We start from the raw sequence: 15408 nt of genomic DNA, 5'->3' as shown, positions 1-15408 counted from the left end.
TAAATATCTAAAAAATGCCAATTATTCCTTGTCCTAATTGTCAATCTAATATTGAATTTGAACTGCATGATGTTTTAAAAGAAAAAGAATTTACTTGTCCTAATTGTAAGACTGTTATTACAATGGTATATGAAGACAATAAACAGTCCCTTGACAAAGCAAAGAAAGCTTTGGATAAGTTGAAAGATGAATTAGATATTGATTAGATCATTTTATACTATTCCAAATATCTAAATACATTTTCCATGTGTTATTTTCTTTTTTCCAAACGATAACATATTTACCTTTCCATGACACTTCCTCTCCACTACCTAATAAAGTGGCACCTTGATAAACACCATAATCATAGGCCTCATCACCTAAGATTTTAATTTCATGCGAAGTCACTTTATGATATTTGATGCTAACACCTTTTGGTAGTTTCCAGTAGTTAATAATGGCTTCTGTTCCTTCTATAATCTCTTTATTATTTGGAAATATCTTCGCATCAGCTGTATACGATGCACCTATCATTTTATAATTAGATGCTTTTATATATTCGGAAAATGTCTCAGTGTTTTTAAGTATTTGAGCAATGTCATCTTCATTACCTGTGTAAGTTTGAGCTATAGCAAATTGCATAGTACATATAAGTAGTAGTATTGAACATATAGATTTCATAAGCTATGATATTGATTATTGAATTGTATATTTTATTGGTCGTTGATTTTAAATAATTCTATGGTGTAATCTAAAAGAGCTGTGTCTCCATAACTACCATGACCAGGAACAATAAACTTTAAATCTGAATACCTGTTTTTTATTTGTTCCACTGTTGTCGACCATTGATCGATATTTGCATCATTAAGATTACCCTTACTAGCTTCGAGAGTTTTTATCAAGCAACCTCCAAACAAAGTTTCCTCACTTGGGATGTAAGCAACCACATTATCTCGAGTATGACCTTCTCCAAAAAATGATAAGATTACGTTGTTATCACCAATTGAAATGTCTTTAGTGTTATTAAAACCAGACTTTGGAAGCACACTACTATCCCTTTGAGCTAGTTTAATTGTTGCGTTATTGGCAATTGAATTTATACCCTTATCATGAAATGCGTCTAATCCTCCTAAGCAGTCTACATGAAAATGAGTTGGAACCACAGCTTTTACTTCGCATCTTAGTGTCTCTTCTATCCACTCTATGAGTTCCTTGGAAGCTTCAATGGTTGTTGGCGTGTCCAATACTATAGCTTCATTATTACTAATAAAAATCATACCATTGCAAGGAACCTCTGTTCCACTTTTTAATTTGAGATACGATTCATGAACAAACACATGTTTATTAACTCTAGTAATGGATAACACATCAGTATCATAGATTACTGCGTTGCTATCTGGTTTTGAACAGCTATAAAAACCTAGTACGATAATAACACTTACGAAAACGTTAAGTAAACTAATGTTTTTCATGATATCCCTTTTTCCAATAAACGCTTCTATATAAATCAACAGACTATAATTTGACAATGATTAAAGATAAGAATTAGATTTAATTGAGCTTCTGTAATCTTACAGAAGCTCAATTAAATTATATACTTTTTTTTCTGCCATCATCTAGAACACGATAATAGTTGTTATTCTCTATTAACAACCCCTCAGATGCACCACTTGGAAAGTTTTTATGATAATCTTTTGGATGCTGAACATCTATTGCAATCACCTTACCTTTAAATAAACGTTTTACTTTTGTTTGAATTGTATGTCCGACGATAACGGCTTTAGCATCAAATTTTTTAAGACCCAACTCAATATCATCTTGAGATAAATCATCCTTAAAATAACCTCTGTACCATGAAGGACCTGTTTTAGTAGCTGTTAAAAACTGCTCAATGCCAGCTTCTTGCTTTGGGTAATATCCTTGATAATAGTGCTTTCTAACAATGTTATTTATGGCATTGATATCTACAGACAATTTAGCTAAGTTAGGATGGATTCCACCATGTACAAATAAGTGACCGTTTATACGTTCTATTGTATTTTTGCTAGATAGCCATTTTCCGATAAACGAATTTTTATCATATAGTTGGTATTGTTGTTTGCCTAAAATTCTAGATACGGCAATATATTTGTGCTCTGCGGCTTCATAATCACCATACATGTTTTTCAGTTCGTGATTGCCTAATATAAAATGTACTTGACCTCCATGTTTACTCGCTTCTTGTTCAAGTTTATATATAAACCATAGGACTTGTGTTACAGAATTTCCTCTATCAACAAAATCACCAACTAACACCAAATGCCCTTTTCCAAAAGTCCAATTAAGTTTTGTATCAATAACCTGACTATTAATTAAAAAGTCCCGAAACGTTTTGTAACCACTCTCAATATCAGAAATTGCTAATATTTTATTGCCATCATTATAAATGGCTTTCGGACTTTCAAAATCAGATTTTATATCAAACTCGAAAGTGGTATCATCTAACGGAAAATAACAAGTCACACGTGTTGTCTTGCTAGATTGATGTAGGGTTTTGTCAACATAAAATCCTTCATTCTTATTACCTTTTACATAATTAATACTCATTATAGAGTCATTTTCGTAAAACACATAAGGACCTTCATTGCTGAGATCTTTTTGTTTTGGATGATCACCATAATGCACGCTTGCTCCATGATATAATCCAAATAGTATAGCGGCAATAGCTAGGGTTAAAATAGTGACTGTGATATGTTTTAAATATCGTAATACTCGTTTTTTCATAATATTCGCTTTTTGATTGATTTTAATACTGCAAACCTATATTTCAAAGACTAACCAAAATAACTTTAGGGATATAAAGCATCAACATAGTGGTGCATAACTAGCTAATTATCACAAAGTTGCTTTGCATACACAAAATGAGTGTTTAACCTCACTTACAGGTCGTTTGTCAACTTCTTTTGTTGCCATGATATATTGACTTAATATTGTGTTATGAAACATCTTTTAGATAGAAAATACCGTCTTATACTAACAATTGTTTTAGTTGGTTCTGCTCTAATTCCAATTATAATTACGGCTTATGAAATTCTTACAACAGATAAAGATTCTGTTGTATTCCTTGAAGGATATAATCCGATTGTTAGTAGTTTGATTATTGCCTATTACATTTTCCTTATCGGCTTAGGTGTGTTATGGATTATAAAGCAATTGAAATCGTATGTTTTGCTTAAAGGTGAAATTCGCAAAACTGAACTCATGCATTTAAAGAGTCAGGTCAATCCACATTTCTTCTTCAACATGCTAAATAATCTATATGGTTTAGTCGATAAAGATTCAAAACAAGCACAAGAATTGATATTAAAATTATCAGATATGATGCGTTATAGTATCTATGAAGGGCAAAAAGACACTGTTTTACTTTCCGAAGAAATAGACTATTTAAAAAACTATATTGAGCTTCATAAGATGCGCTACCATAAAACTATAGATATTCAATTTAATGTTGATATTGATGATAATGATTATCAAATTATGCCATTATTATTTATTATACTTTTAGAAAACGCATTTAAACATGGTGTGGAAAATTTAAGAGAGAATGCTTATGTTTACATTACTATGTCTGCAAAACATGAGCAAGTCCATTTTGATATAAAGAATAATTTTGATGCAACTCTAGAAAATGAACATGAAGGTATTGGGTTAGAAAATCTAAAAAGACGTTTAGAATTAGTATATCCAAAGCATCATGACTTACTTATTTCTAAGACTAATAACATTTTTAATGCCCAACTTACAATTTCTAAACTATGATTACATATATCATTATTGATGACGAACATATTGCACATGATATCATAAAAGGCTATTGTGATATGCTACCAAATATGAAGCATATGGCAGATTGTTATGATGCTATAGAAGCTTTAGATTATTTAAGCAATCAATCTGTAGATCTTATTTTTTTAGATCTCAATATGCCGAAATTGAAAGGTTTTGAATTTTTAAAAACACTAAAATCACCTCCAAAAGTTATTGTAACCACTGCCTATAGTGAGTTTGCTTTAGAAGGTTATGAGCTTAACATTATAGATTATTTATTAAAACCATTTGGGTTTGAGCGTTTTTTAAAGGCTATTAATAAGGTGATTGGCTCAGGTATAAGCAGTAAAAAGTCGTCAACACATGATCAGACATCTACTACAAATCAAATCTTTTTAAGGCAGAACAAAAGTTATATTCAAGTTGATATTCCTAGTATTTTATTTATCGAAGCTTCAGGAAATTACACTAAAGTAGTCACCACAAATGATACCATTACAATAAGAGAAAAAATTTCTGAAATGTTAGTGTCCTTACCTACCGATGAGTTTTTACAAGTCCATAAATCATTTGCAGTGGCTAAAACACATATTTCTAGTATAGAAGGCAATAGAATACATATACAAGATTATATTGTCCCAATTGGGAAAATGTATAAAATGAATGTCAACGAGTTATTGAAGTAATTTATTCTGAAATAGCGACTACTTTTCCTGAATATCGTATAGGAAAGCGCTTGGCTCCTTGTAACATAATTTCACTTTTTAAACTAGGAAATAAGGTCACAATAACATTAAAGTTTTCGTTATGACTCTTTGCCGAAAACTTGATGATATACGAATTATTATCCTTTTTGGTAACCTCATAATCTTTAATCGTATTTTTAAACTCTATACTACCATTACCTGATCTATCGGTCACCATTTGACGTTCCCCAAAATAAGGTAAATACGAATCAATATTATCATCTGATAACCTGAAGTGGTTAGGATTACCAATCAAACTAAAACGTCCAGCATTAGCATCGCCAGGAGCTAACAAGCCAGAGTTTTGAAGAGCCAATAAGCCACTTGAAGCCTGAGGATAAGCCCAATCTGATTTAATTTCAAAAGATTTCCCAGCAACCAAAGCGTCTAAAGTTTCTATTTGCTCTGGAGTAGCACTAGACTTTGTAGAACTACACGATAGTAAAAAACAACTTACTATCAACACAATTATATATTTAGCTTTCATAGCAACAACATTTAGTGCTATTAAGATACGAATAAAGCAGCGTATATGCTTGCTTTTTAACATTTTATAAAGTCATTTGCTTGAACTTAATGCCCAAATCCTTTTGAATACCTTGGATATTTTGCTCCTCTCCCGAAATTATAAGTGCAATTGACGCTCCTGTTTTACCAGCCCTAGCTGTTCTTCCACTTCGGTGTGTATAATACTCTAATTGGTCTGGTAATTGATGATGAATAACAAATGCTAAATTATTTACGTCTATACCTCTTGCCGAAACATCAGTTGACACCAAATATTGTAACGATTGATTTTTAAAGGCGCGCATCACTTTATCGCGTTCCTTTTGTTGCATATCACCTTGTAGTGCATCTACTGAGAACCCTTCAGCTTTTAATACTCCTGTAAGTTGATTAGTTCCTGCTTTGGTTCTACAAAAAATAATACCTCTATCCGTATCAAATTTATCTAATAATCTCGTAATGATATTTGCTTTTTCCTTGATTGAAGTCACAATATAGTGATGAGAGATATTTGCATTTACAATGCTATTCCTATCAATCTCCACACGAACGGCATCATCAGACATGTACGTCCTTATAATTTTTTGGATCTCTTCAGGCATCGTTGCAGAGAATAACCATGTATGTCGAGTACCAGTCGTGTATTTTAAGATCTTATTCAAATCTTGTTTAAATCCCATACTCAACATTTCATCTGCTTCATCTAACACTAAGGTTTCAATATGCTTAATATTTACATCTCCTCGTTCTATAAAATCTAATAAACGTCCAGGTGTTGCCACAATAATATGAGTTGTGCGTTGTAAACGCTTGATTTGAATGTCCATTTTCTCACCACCATATACGCCCTCTGCAAAAATTTTTGCATCACAATACTTAGTAAACTTAAACAACTGCTTTTGTATTTGTTGTACCAATTCTCGTGTAGGCGCCAAAATCAAAGCTTGCACATGATCCTTTTTCGGATTTATATTTTCAAGGATTGGCAAACCATATGCTGCCGTTTTACCTGTTCCTGTTTGAGCTAAACCAATAAAATCTGTATCGTTCTTCAGTAGTACAGGAATCGCCTCTTCTTGTATTTGCGTTGGTGTTTTAATATGAAGTTCCTTCAATCCTTTAATAAAAGGTTTAGAAATCCCTAAGTCGAAAAATGTCTTATCCATAATCAAATTAATATGGCGCAAAGGTATTGTTATTCTACAAGCTTTCAGAATTAATATTCGTAATTTCGAATCTCAATGCAAATGGAATCAAATCATATTCAAAATCTGTATCAAGCCTGCTATAAAACCCCTTTACTTTGGAAAGGCAATGCTGTTTTAGATGTAATGCAATTAGAATTTACTACTGAGCAACATTCTATATTTCTTCGGAAATTGGAACGGCAACTTAGACTTGGGCAATTAGCCGAACAATTTGTGTTTAATACACTGGAACTTTGTGACACTATTGAATTATTAGCTGAAAATATTCAAATTCAGAAAGGAAAACAAACGCTTGGCGAATTAGACGCTCTAATGACCTTAGATAAAAAACCCATTCATCTAGAAATCGTTTATAAATTTTATGTGTATGATGCCTCTGCTGGTGCATCTGAAATTGAGCAATGGATTGGCCCAAATAGAAAAGATAGTTTATCTGAGAAACTAAAAAAGCTAGTTGACAAACAATTACCGCTACTCCACTCTAACGATTGTAAGAGTACATTATCACAATTAAAGTTAGAGCATTTAAACTTTGAGCAACGCATTGTATTTAAAGCACAACTCTTTGTGCCTTACCAACACAATGTGAGTTTTGAACATCTAAATGAAGATTGTGTGTATGGGTTCTATATTAATGTGATGCAGCTAGAAGGATTTGTGGATTGTCAATTCTATGTCCCAGCAAAGATCGATTGGTTTCTCAATCCCAATGATAATGTTGATTGGTTGAATTATTCTAGTTTCAAGATAGCAGTAAACGTTTATCTAGAAAATAAGCAATCGCCTTTGTTTTGGATGAAAAACAAAACTAATGAATTAACTAAAGGCTTTTTGGTGTGGTGGTAATAATTTACCAATCTGTTTTTTCAGTTTTAGTCCTAGAAAAATACTTAATGCCAGTACTACTATAATATGGGTTAAATTTCCATCTGGATGCCCATTTGATCCTCCACTCATATAGAATATATCAACCCATAGGGAGTATCGTTCATATGATAATAGCAAGGGGCTTGGGTAATATAAACGGAGTAATGATTTCAAAATCAATATAAAATAACAACTTAAAAACAAAAATGCTCAATCCGCTAATTAAGATATCTGTTATTTTAATTGGTCTCATTACAATATCAAGCACTTTTTTAGAGTATCCTCATAAATTGCCTCATATTGTGGTACAATTTCATGAATATCAAATTTCTTAGAAACAGCTTTTGCATTAGATTTAAATGCTGTCAAACGTTGTTCATCTGTCAAAATATGAAGTGCGTTCTTAGACATGTCATCCACATCATTTATGGCACTTAAATACCCTGAAATACCATGCTCATTTACTTCTGGAATTCCACCTGTATTACTTGATATCACTGGCACACCAGACGCCATAGCTTCAAGTGCCGATAATCCAAAGCTCTCTGTTAACGATGGTAATAAGAATAAATCACTAAAACAGAGTATTTTGTCTATTTCGTGGCTATTTCCGAAGAATACCACACGATCACTAATTCCCAATTCGTCACATAAACGTTCTGCTGGTTCACGTTCAGGACCTTCGCCAACCATCATCAATTTTGCTGGGATTTCTTTTTGAATGTTATAAAACACTTTGATTACATCGGGAATTTGTTTGACTTCTCTAAAATTACTAATATGCGTGATGATCTTTTCTTCATCTTTGGCCATCATCGCACGTTGGCAATCGGTAAAATTAGGTTGATGCTTTGCCAAATCAATAAAGTTGGGCACGACATTAATGTCTTTCTTTATATCAAACAAGCGCAACGTATCATCTTTTAAACTTTGAGATACTGAAGTAACAGCATCAGATTTGTTAATACTGAAGGTTACAGCTGGTTTGTAAAATGGATGACTACCAACTAGTGTAATATCTGTACCATGTAAAGTTGTTACAATAGGAACATAAATACCTTCCTCTTGCAACATTTTCTTTGCCATATAAGCAGCATAAGCATGCGGAATAGCATAATGTACATGCAATACTTCTATTTTATGAAGTTTGACCATATCTACCAATTTACTAGATAAAGCCAATTCATATGGCTGATACAAAAATAATGGATACTCTGGCACATTTACTTCATGATAGTGCACATTGTTACTTAGTAACTCTAACCGAACAGGCTGGCTATAAGTAATGAAATGGATTTCATGGCCACGCTTAGATAATTCTAATCCTAATTCTGTAGCTACAACTCCACTACCTCCAAATGTTGGGTAACAAACTATTCCTATTCGCATATATTTGTATCTCTATTTTTTGTGTTCAGCGATATCATTTTCAGAGTCATCATCAATAATAGCCTCATAGATCAAACGCTGTATTTCGGTTCTTATATTTTCTCTTAACAATAAATTCTTTCCAGCTTTTGGATAGGTTCTATTGGCCAGGAATATGTAAATAATTTCTTCTTCAGGATCTGCCCAAGCATAGGTTCCTGTAAATCCAGAATGCCCAAAACTTGTCATCGACACACAGCCACATGTTGGACCTTCGTCTCCTAGTTGTGGTTTGTCGAAACCTACACCTCTCCTTACATTTTTATGACAAAAATGACAGGTATTAAATTTATTAACAGTTTCAGATTTTAAATAGCGTTTACCACCATAATATCCTTTCTGAAGATACATTTGCATGATTTTGGCAACGTCATTGGCATTACTAAACACACCAGCATGACCACCTACACCATTTTGCATGGCTGCTCCCATATCATGAACATAACCATGTACTTCTTGAAAACGAAAGTAGTCATCAACTTCTGTAGGAATAATATTCTTATCGCTAAACTTGGCAGATGGATTATAAGTTGTATAATTAGCGCCTAGTGATTGATAGAAATGTTGTTGTGCCAATTCATCTAATGGTTTATCATAATAACCTTCAATATATTTTTTAAGAATATAGTATGGTAAATCACTGTAACGGTAACGTAGCGAAGATAATAACTCTGTCTCCACAATAATTTTCTGGATGGAGTCTGGGTAATCATGTCTTAAATACATGTTCTCTGCTACCTTAATATTGAATCGTGGTGACGATGTTCTCCTGTAATATTTAGTTAGTGGTTTTTTTGTAACCGAATCTAAAGTAGACACGTAAAAAGGCACCCAAGGTCTTAGTTGCGCATAGTGCGATAGCATTTGCTTAATGGTCACATTCTTTTTATTAGAAGAACTATATTCAGGAAGTATACGAGATAGCTTTGTGTTTAAAGACAAAGCCTTCTTTTCTTCAAGTTCCATTAAAAGTGGTAAGGTTGCTAAAATTTTTGTCAAAGAAGCCACATCATATAAATCCTCAAATTTGACTTTTTCCTTTCCTTTGTACGTGTGTTTACCGAAGTTCTTATTGTAAATAACCTTTCCTTTTCTGGCTACCAACAACTGAATTCCTGGCGTCATCTTATTATTAACCGCATAATTAGCAACAGAGTCTAGACGCTTGAGCCTATCTGAACTCATTCCAACGCGTTCTGGTAAACCATAGCTTAATGATGAAATAGAACTGTAAGTAATGCCATCACCAACCTTAAAATGACCTCCAAGAGATACTGGAATTGTTCCTTTGGACGGAATCGCACCAAAAATTAGTTGTGCAGATTTTTGCTGAGCTATAGCACTGTTTTGATAACTCATCACAATACCTTCAATATTTTCTATACTTGATAAATCAATAAGAGAATACGGTCGTGCGAAAACATCTAAAACTACTGTATTGGTTCTAGCGATCTCATATAACCAAACTAACTCTTTGTCTTTGAATTTATAACCTTGCCACGGATTTTGATTTTTCTTATGAAAACCAACAATAACCGTATTATAATTTTGAAGCTTGGTCATAAGTTCATCGAGTTTTTTGGCTTTAACCTTATGAACCTTTGTATATTTTTTAAGCTCATCATAGAATGTAGAGCCAGTGTCATCTCCTAATTCTACATAGGCAATCTTTTTAGTTTCAAGATTACGAAGTGGTAATAGATCAGATTTGTTTTTTAATACTGTGATAGCACCTTCAAGCAATTCTTCATACAGTGCATCATCTTGTAATCTGTTGAGATCATTAACCAAAGTGTTAGTGCCAATAGGTTGATAGTGATCTAAACCAACTTTATATTTCGCCATTAAAATCTTTTTTACCGAATGTGCCAAGCGCTCTTCAGTGACGTCTTTATCATTATAAGCTTTAATGATTTTTGCAATGGCTTTTGGAACATCTTCAGAGATAAGTAAAACATCATTTCCAGCTTGAAAAGCAGCGAGATCTATGTCACCAGGCGTACTATAGTTAGAAACACCTTTCATTTCAAGAGCATCAGTAAAAATAAGTCCTTTGAATCCCAAAGAGTCTTTTAGTATATCTGATACGATATGAGTAGATAATGACGATGGGAATCCGTCACGTGGCTCTAAACTAGGCACATTTAAATGTGCAACCATAACACTAGACAAGCCTTCTTTTATAAGCTGTTTATAAGGATATAATTCAATAGAATCTATACGTTTTTCATTGAAATTGATCGTTGGAAGTGTTTTGTGAGAATCACTATCTGTATCGCCATGACCAGGAAAATGTTTTGCATTAGCTAATACACCTGCATCTTGCATACCCTTCATAAATGCCGAAGCTTTTGCCGTAACATTATCTCTGTCTTCTCCAAATGAACGATTACCAATAATAGGATTCTTAGGATTAGTATTAATATCAACAACTGGTGCAAAATTAAAATGCACGCCAATACGCTTACAATGCTCTCCAATATGATAACCTGTACGTTCAACAAGCTTGTTATCTTCTATAGCACCTAGTGTCATGTTCCATGGAAATGCATAGGTAGAATCCAAACGCATACTTAATCCCCATTCAGCATCCATACCAATTAATAAAGGTGTTTTAGAGATTGCTTGGTATAAGTTGTTTAGTTTTGCTTGACGTATTGGACCACCAGTAGAAAATATTAATCCTCCAATATGATTATTGTTGATCAATTTAGCGATTTCGGCTTCATTACTTTTATTGTTATTAGAAAACGCACGAACCATAAACAGCTGTCCGACTTTTTCTTTCAAACTCATACTATTGTAAACACTATCCACCCACTTCTGTTGGGCTTCTAGGTTTTCATGTGCTAACGGATGACCTACATCTTGAGAGAACGTAGGCAATACCATTGAAAAAATACAAATGAGGGACAATATATAACGCATAAACTAAAGGTCTTTTGATTTGTTCTTAATTAGAACTAAAAACTATGCCAAAATAGTATTTTAGTATTAAGTATAAAAGACTTTAAGATAGATTTATAAAGAAGGTTGTGAACAAATAGAAACACCATCACTTACTTGAGAAGTGACTAGAATTGATTTACGATACTTAATCTATTAAATCTATATGTCTATCATGGTATCCTAAAAGATAGAGCACACCATCTAAACCAATACTAGATATGGAGTTTTGTGCATTATCCTTTACTTTCGGTTTGGCATGAAATGCTATCCCTAATCCTGCTAAATTTAACATTGGTAAATCGTTAGCACCATCTCCAACAGCAATAGTCTGACCAATATCTATGCCTTCTTTTTTCGCAATTTCTTTAAGGTAATCTGCCTTTTTATTGCCATCAACAATATCTCCAATATAACCACCTGTTAACTTACCATCTTTAATTTCAAGCTGATTAGCATACACATAGTCCATGCCCAGTTCTTCCTTTAAATAGTTACCAAAATAGGTAAAGCCTCCTGAGAGGATAGCAGTTTTAAATCCATAACTTCTTAAGGTGTCTATTAATCGTTTGGCGCCTTTGGTAATCGGCAGATTAACTGCAAGATCATGCAGCACATCTTCGCTTAACCCTTTTAAAAGTTTCATTCGTTTTTTGAAACTCTCATTAAAATCTATTTCACCTTGCATGGCAGATTCTGTGATGGCTTTTACTTCGTCACCTACACCAGCAAGTTCTGCTAGTTTGTCAATGACTTCAGTTTGAATAAGTGTAGAGTCCATATCAAAACACACCAAGCGCCTATTGCGTCTAAAGATATTATCTTCTTGAAATGCTATATCAACATCCATGTCTGTGGATATCTCCATGAATTTTTCGGTAAATTCAAATTTACAATCAATTTTTCCTCGAATGGACAATTCTATAGAAGCTCGCGGATATTCCTCCTCTCTTACAAGAGACGTTCGTCCTGTAAGTCGTTTAATAGCATCTATATTGAGGTTTCTGTCAGAAATAACCTGAGTGACCTTCGATATTTGTTCAGCTGTTAAGCGTTCACCTAAAATTGTAATGATGTATCGGTCTTTCCCTTGCAGTTTTACCCAATTTTCATAATCTTCAGATGAAATTGGAGTGAATTTAGCAGTCACACCTAATTCATAAGCTTTAAAAAGCAAATCTTTTAATACAGAAGCCGAATTATTTCCCGATTCAATTTCAAATAAAAACCCTAATGATAATGTATCATGTATGTTTGCCTGACCTATATCAAGCACTTTAGCTCCATAATTTGATAAAACACTAGTTAAGCTAGAGGTTAATCCTGGTTTATCCTGTCCTGAAATATTTAATAAAAAGATGTCTTTCGCCATACGTCAACTACAACTGGTTAATTTAAAAATCTGCTGTGCCAACTCTCACTAGCAGGAACTTCCCAATTTTCTTTAAACTCGGCAATATTAGTAACGAGATTATTAAAAACGATGGTTTTTTTCGAAACAGCTTTGTCTTTTACCATCTTTTTGAAGTCTAAAAGCGACTTATAAGCCACATATTCTCCTTGCTTATAAGACACATTCATTTTGTCCATTAAATCTACATTATAGTCTTTTTCCAATTGTTGGATAAAATGTACAGAAGCATCTATACTACAACCTGTAGCGCTATTTAAGTTCTGATTTAAAGCTATAACTATAAATCGCTTATATTCAATTGTATAGCCAGATTGCAAATCACTTCCATGAGCAGTCCAGTTATTAATAAATATATCGAGTTTTTCTTTTATTTCTGAAAGCTCATCATCAGTAAATGATCGATTCGCTTGGTAAATCCAAACGCGAGATTCTTCAGGAAGAGTATTAAAATCAACTAGCATCTTTTATTTTTTTCTGAGGACAAAAATACAATATTACATCCAATCTTTGTCTTGTGATTCTACTTTATACAATAAGAAATCATAGATAGATTTAGCTTCACTTTCTTTAATATAAGGGATCTTAACAGACTTTGATGCTGTTGAGATAATTACAGATGTTATTTGTCTTCGTTTTTGAAATATAGTTTGTTTTAACTTAACAGCTTGAATCTTATGAATTTCTAGAATATTAACAGTTGTATCTATGACTCCACCTCCAATAGTGACAAATTCATCATTAATCTTATAATACGCTTTTTTAAAACCATAATACACATATAAGATGGCTAAAGGTGCAAGAATAAGGTTTATCCACCATACATTACTTCCAAAGATTACATGCGCAATACCATTAGCAATGACAGCAGTTATCAACATATCAAATGCCAAAATACGCTTATAATAGTATGCTGGTTTGTATGCTTCTAAATGACTAGTATAATTATCTAACAGCTTATCTATTAAATGATTTACTTGAGTTTTCTCCAAGGCTATAATCACAAAATTCTTTTTTTGTTTAGCATTCACCATGGCTTGCTTCACCGACATAGTATGCAACCCAAAATATTGCTTAAGACGATTGGTTTTGATAACTATATTTTGAATCCTACTTGGCGTTAAGCTTAATGAGACCTTATTAAATAGTCCTTTATTTATCTCAATGGTTTTTTGATTTTCAACCACTTGCAAATTAAAATTAGTAATAAATGTTTTTATTACTGAAAACACTAATGAAAATAGAATTGCTAGAACGACTATAAACAGATTGGTCAAAAAAATACCAAATAAGGTGGCTTCATCCAATTGGATGACCCCTTCAATACGCTCCCTTATCTTTAGATCTTTAACGTAATCTTTGAATTCGTAATATAACCCAAACACAAAGGACGCAATAATAGCAAAGCTTTTTAAATGATTTTGAGATACACCTTCAAGCAATAATCGTTTAGGAGATACTTTAAAAAACACTGTGTTTTGCTCATCAATCAAAGTCGAATCACTATCAGTGCTAACTTGATTTTTATTGAAGAGTTCTTTCTTAAGAAGCAATGCTGTTGATTTATCTAAGGCACTAATTTCAATTTCTGATTTATTATCACCAGCAGTTTCTATATTTAATGATACTACATTTATAAGTTGCTGTAGAAAGTTTTGTTTCACATAAACATTTTGAATTTTTGATTTTGGAATAATGGTATTATCCTTATTGAAAATCCCTGTAGACAAATGAAAATCATCTCTACTAACATAAAACCTAAAATTCAAATACTTCAAAATAGCGAAGACTAGTAGAACAATTAAGATGCTGACAATAATTAAAATTATGATGGTAGGGCTTAAATTTGCAAAAGTCTTCTTCTTCATTAATGAAAGCCCGAGAGCTAAGAATAAAACAAAGAATTTTTTAAAAAACTTGAAGGTATTAAATCCAAAAATGATGATGATACCTTTAGCCGATTGACGAACTGGTTGAGAAAAATCACTGGTTTCCATTGATTCTAACACTTATGTAGTCGTTTATCTGCTTTGCCTCTTCATGTGGAAGCCCTTTTATACTTAAATCACTTCCAGATTCTCCAGCCGTATAGAGATTAAGCGTAGCAAGATTAAATTGCCTGGCCAACCAACTTCGGGATTCTTCAATATGCTGAATTCTTGAAATTGGCACTGTCGTGATAGAATTAACAATCAATCCGCTTGCATAGATAACATCATGGTCTCTAACAGCATATTTACGCTTTTTAAATGCCAGAATTGCAATGACAAAATTGACAAAGCAAAACGTCATGACAATTGAAAATATAAACCAGAAATTGTCTTGAAAAGCTTCTCTTTCAATAAACAGTTTGCCAGCAATCAACACTCCTGAAAAAGCAGCACACATTGCTAGTTTATTTAAAATTATAATCTTTAAATACCGTTTGGAAATTGACTTTAACTTAACGTCTTCAAGCTTTGGTAACGCATCATTAAATATTTGAGAGTTCGTAAAGCTCATAGAATAG

The 15408-nt window shown here is 32.9% G+C and carries 15 protein-coding genes; 4 read left to right on the top strand and 11 right to left on the bottom strand.

The annotated features are described in order from the left end of the window. Window positions 1-14: 14 nt before the first annotated feature. Window positions 15-206 (top strand): CpXC domain-containing protein, encoded by a 192-nt coding sequence (locus tag KWG70_RS06290; RefSeq protein WP_230935144.1) that lies wholly within the window; start codon window positions 15-17, stop codon window positions 204-206. A gap of 1 nt (window position 207) precedes the next feature. Here KWG70_RS06290 and KWG70_RS06285 read toward each other — a convergent pair whose 3' ends face one another. The 3 genes from KWG70_RS06285 to KWG70_RS06275 all read right to left on the bottom strand — a co-directional run bounded on the left by KWG70_RS06285 (window position 208) and on the right by KWG70_RS06275 (window position 2742). Further along, window positions 208-660 (bottom strand): YybH family protein, encoded by a 453-nt coding sequence (locus tag KWG70_RS06285; protein WP_230935143.1) that lies wholly within the window; start codon window positions 658-660, stop codon window positions 208-210. 32 nt (window positions 661-692) lie between these two features. Then, on the bottom strand, window positions 693-1451 hold the full coding sequence (gene bla / locus KWG70_RS06280) for a subclass B1 metallo-beta-lactamase (RefSeq protein ID WP_230935142.1): 759 nt from the start codon (window positions 1449-1451) through the stop codon (window positions 693-695). A gap of 118 nt (window positions 1452-1569) precedes the next feature. Further along, window positions 1570-2742, bottom strand: a complete 1173-nt coding sequence (locus KWG70_RS06275) for a metallophosphoesterase (RefSeq protein WP_230935141.1) — start codon at window positions 2740-2742, stop codon at window positions 1570-1572. Window positions 2743-2955: 213 nt separating this feature from the next. On the opposite strand from KWG70_RS06275, the gene KWG70_RS06270 reads away from it, so the two are divergent. Together KWG70_RS06270 and KWG70_RS06265 are read left to right on the top strand one after the other, a co-directional pair. Then, window positions 2956-3777 carry a sensor histidine kinase gene (locus KWG70_RS06270; RefSeq protein ID WP_230935140.1) on the top strand — a complete coding sequence of 274 codons (822 nt, stop codon included), beginning with the start codon at window positions 2956-2958 and terminating at the stop codon, window positions 3775-3777. After that, window positions 3774-4472 carry a LytR/AlgR family response regulator transcription factor gene (locus KWG70_RS06265; RefSeq protein WP_230935139.1) on the top strand — a complete coding sequence of 233 codons (699 nt, stop codon included), beginning with the start codon at window positions 3774-3776 and terminating at the stop codon, window positions 4470-4472. Before KWG70_RS06270 ends, KWG70_RS06265 begins: the two co-directional genes overlap by 4 nt. A 1-nt stretch (window position 4473) precedes the next feature. On the opposite strand, the gene KWG70_RS06260 is transcribed toward KWG70_RS06265, so the two are convergent. Together KWG70_RS06260 and KWG70_RS06255 are read right to left on the bottom strand one after the other, a co-directional pair. Next, window positions 4474-5019, bottom strand: a complete 546-nt coding sequence (locus KWG70_RS06260; RefSeq protein WP_230935138.1) for a DUF4251 domain-containing protein — start codon at window positions 5017-5019, stop codon at window positions 4474-4476. Between the two features lie 64 nt (window positions 5020-5083). Further along, entirely contained in the window at window positions 5084-6205 is a 1122-nt protein-coding gene (locus KWG70_RS06255; protein ID WP_230935137.1) for a DEAD/DEAH box helicase, read from the bottom strand. Between the two features lie 81 nt (window positions 6206-6286). On the opposite strand from KWG70_RS06255, the gene KWG70_RS06250 reads away from it, so the two are divergent. Continuing rightward, window positions 6287-7093, top strand: coding sequence for a DUF1853 family protein (locus KWG70_RS06250; RefSeq protein ID WP_230935136.1), 807 nt, complete (start codon window positions 6287-6289; stop codon window positions 7091-7093). 273 nt (window positions 7094-7366) lie between these two features. Here the strand turns inward: KWG70_RS06250 and bshA are convergent, their stop codons facing one another. From bshA to KWG70_RS06220, 6 genes are all read right to left on the bottom strand, one after another. Then, on the bottom strand, window positions 7367-8503 hold the full coding sequence (bshA, locus tag KWG70_RS06245) for an N-acetyl-alpha-D-glucosaminyl L-malate synthase BshA (protein ID WP_230935135.1): 1137 nt from the start codon (window positions 8501-8503) through the stop codon (window positions 7367-7369). Window positions 8504-8515: 12 nt separating this feature from the next. Then, window positions 8516-11470: a glycoside hydrolase family 3 N-terminal domain-containing protein gene (locus KWG70_RS06240; protein WP_230935134.1), complete on the bottom strand. Its 2955-nt coding sequence runs from the start codon at window positions 11468-11470 to the stop codon at window positions 8516-8518. A gap of 166 nt (window positions 11471-11636) precedes the next feature. Further along, window positions 11637-12860 (bottom strand): phosphoserine phosphatase SerB, encoded by a 1224-nt coding sequence (gene serB / locus KWG70_RS06235; protein WP_230935133.1) that lies wholly within the window; start codon window positions 12858-12860, stop codon window positions 11637-11639. A 17-nt stretch (window positions 12861-12877) separates the two neighbouring features. Next, window positions 12878-13363 carry an ABC transporter ATPase gene (locus tag KWG70_RS06230; RefSeq protein ID WP_230935132.1) on the bottom strand — a complete coding sequence of 162 codons (486 nt, stop codon included), beginning with the start codon at window positions 13361-13363 and terminating at the stop codon, window positions 12878-12880. A gap of 33 nt (window positions 13364-13396) precedes the next feature. Continuing rightward, window positions 13397-14908, bottom strand: a complete 1512-nt coding sequence (locus tag KWG70_RS06225; protein ID WP_230935131.1) for a PH domain-containing protein — start codon at window positions 14906-14908, stop codon at window positions 13397-13399. Next, window positions 14883-15401, bottom strand: a complete 519-nt coding sequence (locus tag KWG70_RS06220) for a PH domain-containing protein (protein WP_230935130.1) — start codon at window positions 15399-15401, stop codon at window positions 14883-14885. The genes KWG70_RS06225 and KWG70_RS06220 overlap by 26 nt, the downstream gene beginning before the upstream one ends. Window positions 15402-15408 lie beyond the last annotated feature (7 nt).

Origin of the sequence: Psychroserpens luteolus (genome assembly GCF_021032705.1) — a bacterium.
Classification (GTDB): Bacteria; Bacteroidota; Bacteroidia; order Flavobacteriales; family Flavobacteriaceae; genus Psychroserpens; species Psychroserpens luteolus.
This window is presented reverse-complemented; position numbering and strand designations above follow the sequence as displayed.

Excerpts from the sequence above, each read along its gene's own strand:
- KWG70_RS06250 (WP_230935136.1), top strand. The coding sequence starts at position 6,287 with ATGGAATCAAATCATATTCAAAATCTGTATCAAGCCTGCTATAAAACC.
- KWG70_RS06275 (WP_230935141.1), bottom strand. The coding sequence starts at position 2,742 with ATGAAAAAACGAGTATTACGATATTTAAAACATATCACAGTCACTATT.
- KWG70_RS06270 (WP_230935140.1), top strand. The coding sequence starts at position 2,956 with ATGAAACATCTTTTAGATAGAAAATACCGTCTTATACTAACAATTGTT.
- bla (WP_230935142.1), bottom strand. The coding sequence starts at position 1,451 with ATGAAAAACATTAGTTTACTTAACGTTTTCGTAAGTGTTATTATCGTA.
- KWG70_RS06220 (WP_230935130.1), bottom strand. The coding sequence starts at position 15,401 with ATGAGCTTTACGAACTCTCAAATATTTAATGATGCGTTACCAAAGCTT.
- bshA (WP_230935135.1), bottom strand. The coding sequence starts at position 8,503 with ATGCGAATAGGAATAGTTTGTTACCCAACATTTGGAGGTAGTGGAGTT.
- KWG70_RS06255 (WP_230935137.1), bottom strand. The coding sequence starts at position 6,205 with ATGGATAAGACATTTTTCGACTTAGGGATTTCTAAACCTTTTATTAAA.
- KWG70_RS06265 (WP_230935139.1), top strand. The coding sequence starts at position 3,774 with ATGATTACATATATCATTATTGATGACGAACATATTGCACATGATATC.
- KWG70_RS06230 (WP_230935132.1), bottom strand. The coding sequence starts at position 13,363 with ATGCTAGTTGATTTTAATACTCTTCCTGAAGAATCTCGCGTTTGGATT.
- serB (WP_230935133.1), bottom strand. The coding sequence starts at position 12,860 with ATGGCGAAAGACATCTTTTTATTAAATATTTCAGGACAGGATAAACCA.
- KWG70_RS06240 (WP_230935134.1), bottom strand. The coding sequence starts at position 11,470 with ATGCGTTATATATTGTCCCTCATTTGTATTTTTTCAATGGTATTGCCT.
- KWG70_RS06260 (WP_230935138.1), bottom strand. The coding sequence starts at position 5,019 with ATGAAAGCTAAATATATAATTGTGTTGATAGTAAGTTGTTTTTTACTA.
- KWG70_RS06290 (WP_230935144.1), top strand. The coding sequence starts at position 15 with ATGCCAATTATTCCTTGTCCTAATTGTCAATCTAATATTGAATTTGAA.
- KWG70_RS06285 (WP_230935143.1), bottom strand. The coding sequence starts at position 660 with ATGAAATCTATATGTTCAATACTACTACTTATATGTACTATGCAATTT.